10 protein-coding genes and 1 pseudogene are annotated in these 14,551 nt (G+C 64.6%); 7 read left to right on the forward strand and 4 right to left on the reverse strand.

Annotated elements, in window-relative coordinates; genetic code table 11:
• Positions 1 to 194: 194 nt before the first annotated feature.
• The gene (gene acs, locus LB541_RS07025) at positions 195 to 2,150 is read left to right on the forward strand and encodes an acetate--CoA ligase (protein ID WP_140518231.1); all 1,956 of its coding nucleotides are present in this window, start codon (positions 195 to 197) and stop codon (positions 2,148 to 2,150) included.
• A gap of 8 nt (positions 2,151 to 2,158) precedes the next feature.
• Complete coding sequence (locus LB541_RS07030) at positions 2,159 to 2,899, forward strand: MOSC domain-containing protein (protein WP_140624946.1); 741 nt, start codon at positions 2,159 to 2,161, stop codon at positions 2,897 to 2,899.
• A gap of 1 nt (position 2,900) precedes the next feature.
• On the opposite strand, the pseudogene LB541_RS07035 reads toward LB541_RS07030, so the two are convergent.
• The 3 genes and pseudogenes from LB541_RS07035 to LB541_RS07045 form a co-directional block, all read right to left on the reverse strand.
• Positions 2,901 to 4,162: pseudogene (locus LB541_RS07035) on the reverse strand (class I SAM-dependent methyltransferase).
• Between the two features lie 366 nt (positions 4,163 to 4,528).
• Positions 4,529 to 6,007 (reverse strand): TadE/TadG family type IV pilus assembly protein, encoded by a 1,479-nt coding sequence (locus LB541_RS07040; RefSeq protein ID WP_224618096.1) that lies wholly within the window; start codon positions 6,005 to 6,007, stop codon positions 4,529 to 4,531.
• A gap of 287 nt (positions 6,008 to 6,294) precedes the next feature.
• Positions 6,295 to 7,164 (reverse strand): transglutaminase-like domain-containing protein, encoded by an 870-nt coding sequence (locus LB541_RS07045; protein WP_140524987.1) that lies wholly within the window; start codon positions 7,162 to 7,164, stop codon positions 6,295 to 6,297.
• A 213-nt stretch (positions 7,165 to 7,377) separates the two neighbouring features.
• Here LB541_RS07045 and LB541_RS07050 point away from each other — a divergent pair, with 213 nt between their 5' ends.
• Positions 7,378 to 8,052 carry an HAD-IA family hydrolase gene (locus tag LB541_RS07050; RefSeq protein ID WP_140566723.1) on the forward strand — a complete coding sequence of 225 codons (675 nt, stop codon included), beginning with the start codon at positions 7,378 to 7,380 and terminating at the stop codon, positions 8,050 to 8,052.
• A 60-nt stretch (positions 8,053 to 8,112) separates the two neighbouring features.
• On the opposite strand, the gene LB541_RS07055 is transcribed toward LB541_RS07050, so the two are convergent.
• Complete coding sequence (locus tag LB541_RS07055; RefSeq protein WP_140524986.1) at positions 8,113 to 8,331, reverse strand: DUF1674 domain-containing protein; 219 nt, start codon at positions 8,329 to 8,331, stop codon at positions 8,113 to 8,115.
• 118 nt (positions 8,332 to 8,449) lie between these two features.
• Between LB541_RS07055 and htpX the strand changes: the two genes are divergently transcribed.
• The 4 genes from htpX (at position 8,450) to purH (ending at position 14,523) form a co-directional block, all read left to right on the forward strand.
• Positions 8,450 to 9,463: a zinc metalloprotease HtpX gene (htpX, locus tag LB541_RS07060; protein ID WP_140560732.1), complete on the forward strand. Its 1,014-nt coding sequence runs from the start codon at positions 8,450 to 8,452 to the stop codon at positions 9,461 to 9,463.
• Positions 9,421 to 10,842: an RsmB/NOP family class I SAM-dependent RNA methyltransferase gene (locus LB541_RS07065; RefSeq protein WP_140518223.1), complete on the forward strand. Its 1,422-nt coding sequence runs from the start codon at positions 9,421 to 9,423 to the stop codon at positions 10,840 to 10,842. The genes htpX and LB541_RS07065 overlap by 43 nt, the downstream gene beginning before the upstream one ends.
• 249 nt (positions 10,843 to 11,091) lie before the next feature.
• Entirely contained in the window at positions 11,092 to 12,816 is a 1,725-nt protein-coding gene (locus LB541_RS07070; protein ID WP_140518222.1) for a heparinase II/III family protein, read from the forward strand.
• Between the two features lie 90 nt (positions 12,817 to 12,906).
• The gene (purH, locus tag LB541_RS07075) at positions 12,907 to 14,523 is read left to right on the forward strand and encodes a bifunctional phosphoribosylaminoimidazolecarboxamide formyltransferase/IMP cyclohydrolase (RefSeq protein ID WP_140662786.1); all 1,617 of its coding nucleotides are present in this window, start codon (positions 12,907 to 12,909) and stop codon (positions 14,521 to 14,523) included.
• Positions 14,524 to 14,551 lie beyond the last annotated feature (28 nt).

Consider the following 14,551-nt stretch of genomic DNA (forward strand, 5'->3'; position numbering starts at 1 on the left):
ATGAAGTTAGCAGCGGTCCGGTGCAAGTGCTGACAGCAGCCGCGGACCCATGTGCGGCATCCCGCCGCGCAAACCCAACGTCTAATGTTGCCGTCATCGCGGAACTGTTAATAATGCGCGCGAATTCGCGGCCGCGTCGCCGCGATCCCGCTGGCGGTTCAAGCCGGCGTTAGTTTCGGGAGGAAAAGCAGGAAATGTCCGAGGTTCATGTCCACCGCGTTCAGCCGGCCTGGAAGAAGAATGCGCTGATCGACAACGACACCTATCTCAAATGGTACGCCGACAGCGTGAAGAATCCGGACAGGTTCTGGAGCAAGCACGGCAAGCGCATCGACTGGTTCAAACCCTTCTCCAAGGTCAGGAACGCCTCCTTCGACGGCAAGGTCTCAATCAAATGGTTCGAGGACGGCCAGACCAATGTTTCCTACAACTGCATCGACCGCCACCTGAAGAAGCGCGGCGACCAGACCGCCATCATCTGGGAAGGCGACAACCCCTACGACGACCGCAAGATCACCTACAATGAGCTCTATGCGCATGTCTGCCGCTTCGCCAACGTGCTGAAGAAGCACGGCGTCAAGAAGGGCGACCGCGTCACCCTCTATATGCCCATGATCCCGGAAGCGGCCTATGCGATGCTCGCCTGCACGCGTATCGGCGCCATCCACTCGGTCGTCTTCGGCGGCTTTTCGCCCGACGCGCTCGCCGGCCGCATCGACGATTGCAAGTCGACCATCGTCATCACCGCTGACGAGGGCCTGCGCGGCGGCAAGCCGATCCCGTTGAAGGAGAACACCGACAAGGCGATCGAGATCGCGGCAAAAGCCGGTACCAGGGTCGAAAAGGTAGTGGTGGTCCGCCGCACCGGCGGCAAGATCGGCTGGGCGCCGGGCCGCGACGTCTGGTACCACGAAGAGGCCGCGACCGTTAAGGCTGAGTGCAAGCCGGAGAAGATGAAGGCGGAGGATCCGCTGTTCATCCTCTATACATCGGGTTCGACCGGCAAGCCGAAAGGCGTGCTGCACACCACGGCGGGTTATCTCGTCTACGTCTCGATGACGCACCAATATGTCTTCGACTATCATGATGGCGACATCTACTGGTGCACCGCCGATGTCGGCTGGGTCACCGGCCACAGCTACATCGTCTACGGGCCGCTCGCCAACGGCGCCACCACGCTGATGTTCGAGGGCGTGCCCAACTACCCCTCGCAGTCGCGCTTCTGGGAAGTCATCGACAAGCATCAGGTCAACATCTTCTACACCGCGCCGACGGCGCTGCGCGCCCTGATGGGCGCCGGCGACAATCATGTGAAAAAGGCGTCGCGCAAATCGCTGCGCGTGCTGGGGTCGGTCGGCGAACCGATCAATCCGGAGGCCTGGGAGTGGTATTTCAACGTCGTCGGCAACGCCAAGGTGCCGATCGTCGACACCTGGTGGCAGACCGAGACCGGCGGCATCATGATCACGCCGCTGCCGGGCGCCACCGACCTCAAGGCTGGCTCGGCCACGCGGCCCTTCTTCGGTGTCAAGCCGCAACTGGTCGACGGCGAGGGCAAGGTGCTTGAAGGAGCCGCCGACGGCAATCTATGCATCACCGAGTCATGGCCCGGCCAGATGCGCACCGTCTATGGCGATCACGACCGCTTCGTGCAGACCTATTTTTCGACCTACAAGGGCAAGTACTTCACCGGCGACGGCTGCCGCCGCGATGCCGACGGCTATTACTGGATCACCGGCCGGGTCGATGACGTCATCAACGTCTCCGGCCACCGCATGGGCACGGCCGAGGTCGAATCCGCATTGGTCAGCCACGACAAGGTTTCGGAAGCCGCCGTCGTCGGTTATCCCCACGACATCAAGGGCCAGGGCATCTACTGCTACGTCACGCTGATGGCCGGCGAGACGCCGAGCGAGGACTTGCGCAAGGAGCTCCTCGCCCATGTCCGCAAGGAGATCGGCGCCATTGCCACGCCCGACAAGATCCAGTTCGCACCCGGCCTGCCCAAGACCCGCTCGGGCAAGATCATGCGGCGCATCCTGCGCAAGATTGCCGAGGACGATTTCGGCGCCCTTGGCGATACCTCGACGCTCGCCGATCCGGCCGTCGTCGACGACCTCGTCGCCAACCGCCAGAACAAGAAAGGCTGACACCGGCCATGGCCGCGATAGGCAGCGTTGCCGAACTCTGGCGCTATCCGGCGAGTTCGCTCGCCGGCGAACGCCTGGAGACGATCGCGGTCGGCACCGAGAGCATCGAGGGCGACCGCATGTTCGGCCTGGTCGATGCCTCCGACAATGAGATCGCCCGTCCCGATCGCGAGCCGAAGTGGCACAAGGTGCCGCGCATCCGCACCCGGCTGACTGGCGACCGCAGGCTCGAGATCGCGATTCCCGGCGCAGATTGGCTGGCGGCGCCCGGCGCCGAAAGCGACCGTGCCGTTTCCGACTATCTAGGCTTTCCGGCCTCGATCCGTCCGTTCGGCCTGGAGAACGCCCCGCCGGCCTATGCCGGCCCGTTGACCGAGGCGCGCTACCGCAAGGCGCCGATCCATCTGTTGACCACCGCCTCCCTGGCGCGCCTGAAGGCGCTGCATCCGCAAGGCACTCCCGACCCGCGCCGCTTTCGTCCCAACATCGTCATCGACATGGCGTCGGTCGAAGGCACTTTCCCCGAAACCGAATGGATCGGCAGGAAGCTCGCCGTCGGCGACCTGCTGTTGACCATCTCCGAGCCGTGCCGCCGCTGCGGCTTCACCATCATCGCCCAGGACGGTTTCGACGACGATCCGGCGATCCTGCGCAATCTGGTGCGTCATAACGCGCACAATCTCGGCGTCTACTGCACCGTCGACCGCGCCGCCAGCGTCAAGGTCGGCGACGGGATGCGATTCGCCTGAATTACCGGTAGAGGTCCGCCCGAGTCGGCGGCAGGCCGCTCGGGCCCCGCGTCCGCTTGGTGGCGACCGTCTGGAAAATCTGCGCCGAGGCACGATCGAAGGCGATCGAACAGCCGGCCAGGTAAAGCAGCCACAGCCGCGCCTTGGCTTCTCCCACTTCGGCGATGGCCTCGTCGAAGCGCGCATGCAGGCGCTCTGCCCACAGCCGGCAGGTGCGGGCGTAGTGCTCGCGTAGATTCTCGACGTCGTGGACGAGGAAGCCGTGTGCTTCCAGATTGCCGCACGTCATGCCGATCGTGTCGATCTCGCCACCCGGGAAGATGTATTTGATCAGCGCCTTGTATTCCGAGCCCTTGCGCAAGGTCTTCTTCATGCTGCCCTTGCTGCGCCTGGTGATGGCATGATGCAGATAGATGCCGCCCGGCTTGAGCAGGCGATGGACGGTCGAGAAGTAGGCGGCGTGGTTGGCCAGCCCCAGATGCTCGAACATGCCGATCGAGGATATCTTGTCGAAACTTCCGGTGAGCTCGGCATAGGATTTTATCTCGATTGTGATCCGGTCCTCCAGCCCCTCGGCCCGAATGCGTCGCGGGCGAGTCCGGTCTGGGCCTCCGACAACGAGACGCCATGGCCGACGACGCCATGATGCTTCACCGCATGGATCAGCATCGCGCCCCAGCCGCAGCCGATATCGAGCAGGCGGTCGCCAGGCTTCAGCCGGAGCTTGCGGCAGATATGCTCGAGCTTGTCGGCCTGGGCCTGGTCGATGTCATTGGCGAAATCCTTGAAATACCCGCAGCTGTAGACCATGCGCTCGTCGAGGAAGAGCCGGTAGAAGGCGTTCGATATGTCGTAATGATGCTGGATCGCCTGCTTGTTGGAGCCGCTGACAAAGGGATTTTGCCCGGCGAGGTCGGCGCGTTGCGTCATCTGCCTTCGCGAGAACAGCACGGCCGGCAGGTCGCGCATGATCGCGAGCTTCGGCAGCGCCTTGAACCGCAGCTTGCCTCGTGAAGGCAGCGCGTAGAGGTCAAACAGCGACCCCTCCTCCACATCGACCGCCTTGGAAATCCACATCTCGACCAGCGTCGAGAAATTTGGCCGGCGGGCCAGTTGCCAGACAATGTCCTGGTCGTTGATGGCAAGCACCGGGCCGCCGGCCGGACCGATGCGCTCGCCGGTCCAAAGCCTGACGGCAAAGCCCGGCTTCAGCGCCTGGACGACCGTGCGAACGATGCGTGCTGCTCTTTCGGTAGCGTCCATGCCGTCCCCCACCACATTCGGTAGGCCGATCTTGTCCGCTTGAACCCCTGGCCGCAACCCGATTGCACGAAAGGACGCGGCCAAGCCGGAAAAACGTCTTTTTCCATCTGGCGTCTTGTCTTTTGCTGCAACGCACCCCATCATCAGTGCGTGTTCAACAAACTGAAAGGAGGTGATCCGATGTCGAGTGATTTCGTTTTCCAGAACGTGGCCTCAGCGGATTGCACTTTCGGGAAGCAGTCTTCCCGTTAAGGCGCGAGATGCGCGGCGGGCGACCCATCGGGTTGCCGCCAGGAGCCGCGCCATGGACGGAAACACGGAAGGCCGCCGGCTTCGAAAGAAGCGGCGGCCTTTTCCTTGTGCGGCTTACTGCGTCAGCGCGACCTTTTCGGTGTTGCGGATGATTTCCTGAAAGGCGGCGTCCAATTCCACCCCGGTCGACACCTCGAAATAGTGTTTTTGAGCGGTGGAGGCATCTTTCGACGAACAGTCCTTCAGCACCGCCTTTGCCTGATCCCGCTCGGTTGCCGACATGTCCTTGTTGTTCAGGTCGAAGCCGATGGTGAAAATTTCGATGCCGTCATTTTTCATGTTGCCGCACAGCGTTTCGGCGTTGCCGCGCGCAAGATTGCCCTGGCTGTTGTAGCGGCCCCCGGCACCGGCGAAGGCGGTATTGAACTGGCCATCGGTCATCAGGATCGCGACCTTGGCGATCTTCTTCGCGTTGACGTCCGAGGCGCCGTTGCCGAGGCCGGCATTCTTGATCGCTGCGCGCCATTGCGGCGACAGCATATAGTAAGTCCACTGAATGGCGATCGCGCCGGCGGTATAACCGTCAGCCTGGAAGTCGTCGATCGAACCAAGCAATGCGCCGGAATCGGCGGTCAGCGGGATCACTTCCGCATCGGGACACTTGTTCATTCCGCCGCCATTGAGATGATCATCCCGGTTGACCAGGGCATAGTACTTCTTGCCGTTCTTATCCGTGCGAACCGTATCTGGGCCGTCGGCAGTCAAATCCGCATCGCCATTTTTGTCCTTGCGCTCCGTGGCGCAATTATCGGGGCGTGGCATCGCCGCGCCGACAATGGAGATGTAGTCGCTGAAGGACGGCAGCAAATTTTTGCCCGTCTTGGCGACGAGAAGCGAACTGCCGGCGACGGGTGGCAGCTCAGAGCTCCCTGGCTTCTCGGCATAGACGTTTTCGGCCAGCTTGCCGGCGTTCACGCCGGATGCGTAAGGCACAATCGCGACGCGGATGCGGGGGTTCTTCGGATCCTGGTTCCGGAGCATCGTCCGAACGGCGTTTTTCGCTGCTGCTTTCAGATCGCCGATCTTGTCGACCTTGCCCCGCTTCGCCATCGAGCCTGTTATGTCGAGCATCATGGCCACCTCGATCTGCTTGTCCGAATAGAGCGCTGTCGTCGAGGCGGGAACGCGCTGCATGTCGCGCGTGCCGAACAGCGGGAAATAGAAGGCGACGTCGGCATGGGCCTCCGCCTGCACCGTCCTGGCGGTCCTGTCGACCGTCAGCCTGTCGAGCACGATCTGGTTGGCCTGCAGGATGCCGGCCGTGCTGTTGGCGTCGAGGAAGGCCTGCACCGATTTGTTGGCATCGGCCTCCTTGATGACGCCGGTCGTCAGGTCCCGCGCCGTCGACGTCACCGCGGCGTCGACCACGCTCTGCAGGCTCGATTTGGCGTTGTAGAGCTGGGTGATGTTGACGGCGAAGCCGACGCCCAGCACCAAGACCGAGGCGGCGAATCCGAACAGGATGGCGAAATTCCCGCCGCGATGCCTGGCAAAGTCGCCGGCCGCGTCCACAAGACCCCCGAAAATCCGCATCGTTCTCTCTCCGCTCGCCCCGGCCTCGTCGCCGGGCGGATCGATGCAGGATTCCGGCCGGGCGCGGCCAGCGGCCGCGCACCAGGGACTAGACTCTTGTTTTTACTTCGCTTTCAAGGATGGAAAGGTGAATGGCCGGTAAACGCCAATGCTGCGTTCGCGCGGCATTTACGAAGCGCTTACCAAGATCCTGCATGTCGCGGCACAGGGCGCGCGGCCGTGTCCCGCCGCGGCACAGCGGCACCTGTGCCAGAGCGAGGCAGTATGGGGATGCATGGAAACCCGGATCAGGCCAGCATCTGCGCGGTGACCGTCCTGTCGATGGCGTGGTAGGGCGGGTTGAACAGATTGTTCTCCTGTTCGTAGGTCCATACCTTGAACAGGCTGAGCCGGTGCGGCCCGAAACTGTGCAGCAACGGCACGTCGGTGGCATCGCGTCCGCGCGCGATGACGATGCGGCCGATCCTCGGAACATTGTGGCGGGGGTCGAACGTGTACCACTTGCCGTCGAGAAACACTTCCATCCAGGCCGAGAAATCCATCGGCGCCGGATCGGCCGGCACGCCGATGTCGCCGAGATAGCCATTCACATAGCGTGCCGGAATGTTCATGCAGCGGCAGAGCGTGATCGCCAGATGGGCGAAGTCTCGGCAGACGCCGACCTGCTCCTCATGCGCCTGCGCCGCGGTGCGGGTCGAGCGGGCATAGCCATAGCCGAAGGACAGCCGGTTGTGGACGTAATCGACGATCGCCTGCACCCTCGCCCAGCCGGACGGCAAACGGCCGAAAAGCTCCCAGGCGAGCTGGCTCAGGTGATCGGTCTCGCAATAGCGGCTGCCCAGCAGATAAAACAGCACCTCGTCGGGCAGCTCGGCCACCGGCACCTCGCGTGCCAGCGTGTTGACCTCGTCCGTCTCGCCGCTGTCCTCGACCACGGCATCGTAGAGGATGCGAAAAGTGCCGGCGGGTGCGGTAAAGCGGCGGCACGAATTGCCATGCAAATCGCTGTAGAGCCTGGTCGGAACCGCGGGCGACGTCAGCATGCGCGTCTGCCGCTTGATGTCGGCCTGCCTGTCCCTGTGGATCTCGAGCATTGAAATCACCGGCGTGGCTCCAGCGCATTCAATGGCCATTTCGTAGCCGAGCCGAATCAGCATCGCGTCCCCCTTCGATGGTCGTGGAAAAGCAGCGAAGTTGAAACGCCGGAGGCGGATCGCGGTTCCCTGACTTGCGGAAAAGGGGACTTGCCGAAAAGGGAAATGGCCGAAAAGGGGAAATGCCGAAAAGGTGGCCGCGCGGCTTCCAATGCCGGCGCCGGGACGTTACCATCGGCGCTCCCTCGAAAGACCTCCCCGAAATCAAGGAAAATCATGTACGCAGGCAGAAAATTCGCCGCCTTCCTCTTCGACATGGACGGCACGCTCATCAATTCCATTGCCTCGGCCGAACGGGTGTGGAGCGACTGGGCGCGGCGGCAAGGGCTCGACGTCGCCGCCTTCCTGCCGACGATCCATGGCGTGCGGGCGATCGAGACGATCGCCGGTCTGGCGCTCCCGGGCGTCGATCCGGCGCATGAGGCCGACCTCTTGCTCAAGGCCGAAGCCGCCGATCTGGAGGGCATTGTTCAGATCGCCAGCGCCGCCGCGTTTCTCAACGCGCTCCCGCCGGGGCGCTGGGCGATCGTAACCTCGGCACCGCGCGAACTGGCGCTCTTGCGCATGAAGGCCGCCGGCATCCCCGTCCCTGCCGTGCTGATCGCGGCGGAAGATGTTTCACGCGGCAAGCCGGCGCCCGACTGCTTTCAGCTCGGCGCGACGCGGCTCGGTGTCGATGCGCGCGATTGCCTCGTGTTCGAGGATGCCCCGGCGGGCATCACGGCGGCCGAGGCGGCGGGCGCAGCGGTCATGGTCATAAACGCCACCCACCGGCATCCCTTGGCGACGCGGCATGCCGCGATCGCTGGCTACGACGCCATCGGCGTCACCGTCGACGAGCGCGGCTGGATCGCGCTCCAGCCGCAGCGAGCGGCGGCAGCGGCCTTCTAGGCTCTGGCGACAATCAAACACCCGATTGCCAGCAAATTAGCTGTTTGCTGGGCCGGCATATTAGAAATCGCTGGTCAGGCCCTTGATCTCCCAGTCGCCGTAGCGGCCGGGCTCCTTGCCGCCGCGGCCGCCGACTTCCTTCGGCACCGCGGCTTCCTTGCGGCGGTAGTCCTCGCGCCGCGCCGCGGCCTCTTCAAGCGCGCGGTGGGCGGCGGGCGTCAGCGTCTTCAGCCGCGCTTCGTCATCAGTGGCAGGTGTTTTACTGGTCTCGTCGTTCATGCGATATTCCGGCGGATTGAAACAGGCCGATTGAAACGGGTACCGGCGTTTCCCATCATATAGCGATGAGCCCACGAGGATCGACCCCCTTACATCACGACCAGGACGGGAGCAGACGATGAACACACTTCGCACCGCCATGCTTCTTGCCGCGATGACCGCGCTGTTCATGGGCGTCGGCTTCCTGATCGGCGGCACGGGCGGCATGATGATCGCCTTCCTGATCGCCGCCGCCACCAATCTGTTCAGCTATTGGAACGCCGACAAGATGGTGCTGTCGATGAACCGCGCCGTCGAGGTCGACGAGAAGAACGCGCCCGAATATTACGCCATCGTGCAGGCACTGGCCAAGCAGGCAGGCCTGCCGATGCCCAGGACCTACCTGATCGACAATCCGCAGCCCAACGCCTTCGCCACCGGCCGCAACCCGCAGAACGCGGCTGTCGCCGCTTCCACCGGCCTTTTGCAACGGCTGACGCATGAGGAAGTGGCCGCGGTGATGGCGCACGAGCTCGCCCACGTCCAGCACCGCGACACCTTGACCATGACGATCGTCGCCACCTTCGCCGGCGCCATCTCGATGCTTGGCAATTTCGCCTTCTTCCTCGGCGGCAACCGCGACAACAACAGCCCGTTCGGTTTTGTCGGCGTGCTGGCGGCGATGATCGTGGCGCCCTTTGCGGCGATGATCGTGCAGATGGCGGTCAGCCGCACCCGCGAATACGAGGCCGACCGGCGTGGCGCTGAAATCTGTGGACACCCGCTGTGGCTGGCCTCGGCGCTTGACAAGATCGCCCGGGGCGCCGAACGCATACCCAATCCGGATGCCGAGCGTAACCCGGCGATGGCTCATCTCTTCATCATCAACCCGCTGCACGGCGAGCGCATGGACAGTCTGTTCTCCACCCACCCGAGCACCGAGAACCGCATCGCCGCGCTGCAAGCGATGGCGCAGCGCATGGACGGTGGTGTATCGCGGTCCCCGCAGCGCCAGGCGCCAGTGCCGCCGCAGGCCGACGAGCCGCAATCGGCAGGACCGTGGGGCAAGCCGGCCGCGCCGGAACCGCCGGCAGAGCCCAAATCCAATCCATGGGGTCGCAATCCGACCGGGCCCAAGGGCCCGTGGTCGTGAGCGCGGCGGGCAGAGCACCTCGACGCACAGGTGGTCAGGAACACAAAAAGGACGGCGAGTTCGTTGCCGGCCTTGCCGCCCGCAAGGCGGCTGCGCGGCTGCTGGCCGCCGTCATCGATGCCAGGACGCCGCTCGACGGCCTGACCGACCATGAAAACGGCCATCCGCAGTACAAGGCGCTGGACCTGCGCGATCGCGGTCTCGTGCGCGCCATTCTGGTCACCGCGCTGCGCTATCGCATGACCATTGCCGGGCTGCTGGCGCGGCGTTTGGAAAAACCGCTGCCGGCCAATGCCACCGCGCTGTCGCATATTTTGCATGTGGCGGCCGCGCAGATCCTGTTCCTCGACATTCCAGACAGCGCCGCGGTCGACCTCGCCGTCACCCATGCCAAGTCCGATCCCCGCACATTGCGCTTTGCCGGCCTGGTCAACGGTGTGCTGCGCACGCTCGCGCGGATCAAGGAGGCTGAACTTCCAGAGGCCCTTGCTACCACCGACGAAGCGCCGAAATGGTTTTCCGACCGTTTGAAGGCCGCCTATGGCGTGGACGAGGCCGGACGGATACTCGCCGCCCACCGCCAGGAGGCCCCTGTCGATTTCTCGGTCAAGGCCGATCCGGAGCACTGGGCCGAAAGGCTCGGCGGCATTGCCCTGCCGACCGGCACGATTCGGGTGGAGAAGCTTGCCGGCCCGGTCACCGAACTGCCTGGCTTCGCCGAAGGCGCCTGGTGGGTCCAGGATGCCGCAGCCGGCCTGCCTGCCCGGTTGCTCGGTGATGTCGGCGGGCTTCGCGTCGCCGATCTCTGCGCCGCGCCCGGCGGCAAGACCGCCCAATTGATCGTGGCCGGCGCACGCGTCACCGCGATCGACACCTCGAAGAACCGGCTGGCGCGGCTGGCGCAGAATCTCGAACGCCTCCGCCTGTCGGCGGATATCGTGCAGGCCGACCTCCTCCAGTACGAGCCGGACGAGCTGTTCGACGCCGTCCTCCTCGACGCGCCCTGCTCCTCGACCGGCACGGTGCGGCGGCATCCCGACGTGCCATGGACCAAGACTGTGGCTGATGTCGAGAAGCTCGCCGATCTCCAGCGCCGGCTGCTCGCGCGCGCCGTCACCCTGGTTAAGCCGGGCGGAAGGATCGTCTTTTCGAACTGTTCGCTCGACCCACTCGAAGGCGAGGAGCTTTATCGTGGCTTCCTCGCCGCGACGCCTGGCGTCGTTGCCGACCCGCTTCGCGCCGGCGAGATCGTCGGCATCGATCCCTTCCTGACGCAGGAAGGCACGTTGCGCACCACACCTGCCGACCTCGATCTGGGCTCGCCGGAACGTTCCGGTCTCGACGGCTTTTTCGCCGCGCGCATGCGTCGCGCCGGCTAGGGCAATTCCACGAAAGCTGCGTGATGATTCTCCGTCCGGAATTGCGTGGAACAAGGATCTGGAGCGGAGTATGGATGCCCATAGGGCACTGAACCGCTCCAAGGTTTAAGCATAGGAAGCTGCTGACTTTTTTGGGGAGCCACCGCGGCCAAGCCAGGCGCAGCGTCACCGCTCGCGGGAATTCGCCTTCGCATGAATCGTTGAATCAGATAAGCTTGCCCTTGGGATAGAGGACGATCAGGAGGGGTTTTGGCACTTGCTGCCGGCAACACGACGCGTCTGTGGGCGCTTGTCGCGAAGGAGTTTTGGCGCAAAACGCGCCGGCGCCTGCGTGCCGGACCGGTCTATCGCTGGCGCTATTCCGGCCGCACGCCCGAACGGGTGCTGATCGCGCCGCCGGACCTGCGGCTGGCCGACCCGCAGATCGCGCTCGAGATCTACTATGGCCGCTATCCCCTGTCGGGACATATGGTCGAGACCGGCGGCAAGTCGCCCTTCCAGATCAGCGTTCCCAATTACGGCTGGCAGAAGACGCTGCATGGCTTTCGCTGGCTGCGTCACATGCGCGCCGCCGGCACCGAGCTTGCCGCCGCCAATGCGCGTGCGCTGGTGTCCGACTGGATCGCCACGCATGGAAACAACATTTCCGGCATCGCCTGGGAGCCCGGCACGGCCGCCAAGCGCATTATCGCCTGGCTGCAGCATTCCTCGATCGTGCTGCAAGGCGCTGAATTCCCGTTCTACCGCGCCTTCCTGAAATCGCTGGCCGTCCAGATCCGCTACCTCAGGTCGATGGCACGCGAAATGCCTGACGGCAAGGACAGGCTGCGCGCCCGCATCGCCCTCGCCTTCGCCGCCCTGTCGCTGCCGGCGCCCGCATCGGCGCTGCGCGGCGCCACCCGCAATCTCGCCGAGGAACTGGACCGCCAGATCCTTCCTGATGGCGGCCACATCTCGCGCAACCCAATGGCGGTGCTGGAAATCCTCGCCGACCTTTTGCCGCTGCGGCAGACCTACGCCAACCAGGCGGAAGCGCCGCCACAGGCCCTGATCGGCGCCATCGACAGGATGCTGCCGGCGCTGCGCTTCTTTCGCCACCAGGACGGCAGCCTCGCCCGCTTCAACGGCATGGGCGCCACCATCCATGACCGCATCGCCAGCATCCTGCGCCACGACGACACCGCCGGCTCGCCGTTGCTGCACGCACCGCATTCAGGCTATGAGCGGCTGTCCATGGGTGGCGTCACCGTCATCGCCGACACCGGCCTGCCGCCGCCCGTCCACGTCTCCAATGCCGCCCATGCCAGCTGCCTTGCGTTCGAGCTGTCGTCGGGCCGCCAGCATTACATCGTCAATGCCGGCATCGACACCTATGGCGCCGCCGAATTCCGGCCCCTGGCCCGCGCCACCGCCGCGCATTCGACCGCCACCATCAACGACACCTCGTCGGCGCGGTTCAGCCATTCGCTGCGCATCAACGATCTTCTGGGGTCGCCTTTGATCGGCGGCCCGCAGCATGTGCAGTGCAAGCGTATCGACCAGAAGGGCGTTCAAGGCTTCATCGCCCGCCATGACGGCTATATCCAGCGCTTCGGTTTCCTGCACGAGCGCGAGCTGAAACTGTCCTCGAACGGCAATGTGCTGACCGGCAGGGACCGCTTCCAGCGTCCTGGAGGTGCGGCGATCCGCAACAATGGCCGCGATTTCGTCACCGTGCGCTTCCACGTCCATCCCGACATCAACCTTTTGCAGGACGAGCATGACCGCCTGGTGCTGACCGCCGAGCAGGCCGACAGCTGGGTGTTCACCTGCACCGAGATGGTGCCGGAGGTCGAGGAATCGATCTACTTCGCCGGTCTCGGCGGCCCGCGCCGAAGCCGGCAGATCGTGCTTGCCTTCAAGCCGTCCGACATCGCCGAAGTCCACTGGCAGCTCACCCGCACCTCTATCGCCGGCTATCCCGAAAACAACTGACCGCGCCTGCGCTGACCGAGCTTGCGCCTTGATTTCCTGATCTCATATGATACGGCGCGGGCCTGCCCCTCCAGCCGTGAAAGCACGCCCATGGCCGTCGCCGCCAAGAACATTCCCGCTCCCGACCTCGTTCCCGTGCGTCGCGCGCTGCTCTCCGTCTTCGACAAGACCGGCCTCATCGATCTCGCCAGGGCGCTCGCCGCTTCCGGCGTCGAGCTGGTGTCGACCGGCGGCACGGCAAAAGCGATCGCCGATGCGGGCCTGGCGGTCCGCGACGTCTCCGAGCTCACCGGCTTTCCCGAGATCATGGATGGCCGCGTCAAGACCCTGCACCCGTCGGTGCATGGCGCCCTGCTCGGCGTTCGCGATGATCCCGATCACGCCGCGGCGATGCACAAATATGGCATCGAGCCGATCGACCTGGTCGTCTGCAATCTCTATCCGTTCGAGGAAGTCCGCCGCTCCGGCGCCGACTACGCGGCGATCGTCGAGAACATCGACATTGGCGGCCCGGCGATGATCCGCGCCTCGGCCAAGAACCACGCCTATGTCGCCATCGTCACCGATCCCGGCGACTATGCCTCCGTGCTCAATGCGCTGGAGATGAATATCGGCTCGCTTTCGCTGGATTTCCGCAAGAAGCTCGCGGCCAAGGCTTTTGCCCGCACCGCCAGCTACGACGCGGCAATCTCGGGCTGGTTCGCCGAGGCGCTGGAGATCGAGCACCCGACCTGGCGCACCTTCGGCGGCAGGCTGGAGACCGTGATGCGCTATGGCGAGAACCCGCACCAGGGCGCCGGCTTCTATGTCAATGGCGACAAGCGGCCGGGCGTGGCCACCGCGCGCCAGCTCCAGGGCAAGCAGCTTTCCTACAACAACATCAACGATACCGACGCCGCCTTCGAGCTGGCCGGCGAGTTCGACCCGGCGCGCTCGGCCGCCGTCGCCATCATCAAGCATGCCAACCCGTGCGGCGTCGCCGAGGGTTCGACGCTGAAGGCGGCCTACGCCAGGGCGCTGGCCTGCGACCCGGTCTCGGCCTATGGCGGCATTGTCGCTGTCAATCGCATCCTTGACGCCGAGGCCGCCGAAGAGATCGTGAAGACCTTCACCGAGGTCATTATCGCGCCCGGCGCCACCGACGAGGCGGCAGCGATCGTGGCCGCGAAGAAGAACCTGCGCCTGCTGGTCGCGGGCGGCCTGCCGGATCCGCGCGCGATCGGCACAACCGTCAAATCCGTCGCCGGCGGCCTGCTGGTGCAGGGCAGGGACAACGCCGTCGTCGACGACCTCGAACTGAAGGTGGTGACGAAACGGGCGCCGACGCCGGCCGAACTGGCCGACCTGAAATTCGCCTTCCGCGTCGCCAAGCACGTCAAGTCGAACGCCATCGTCTACGCAAGGGACAGCGCCACGGTAGGCATCGGCGCCGGGCAGATGAGCCGCGTCGATTCCTCGCGCATCGCTGCCCGCAAGGCACTCGACGCCGCGGAAGCGGCAAGCTGGGCCGAGCCGCTGACCAAGGGCTCTGTCGTTGCCTCCGACGCCTTCTTCCCCTTCGCCGACGGCCTGCTGTCGGCCATCGAGGCCGGCGCCACCGCCGTCATCCAGCCCGGAGGCTCGATGCGCGACGACGATGTGGTTGCCGCTGCGGATGAACACGGTATTGCGATGGTGTTCACCGGCGTGAGACACTTCAGGCATTGAGCACTTCTTCCCTTCTCCCCTTGCGGGA

The organism is Mesorhizobium sp. BR1-1-15 (assembly GCF_020165475.1).
GTDB lineage: Bacteria > Pseudomonadota > Alphaproteobacteria > Rhizobiales > Rhizobiaceae > Mesorhizobium.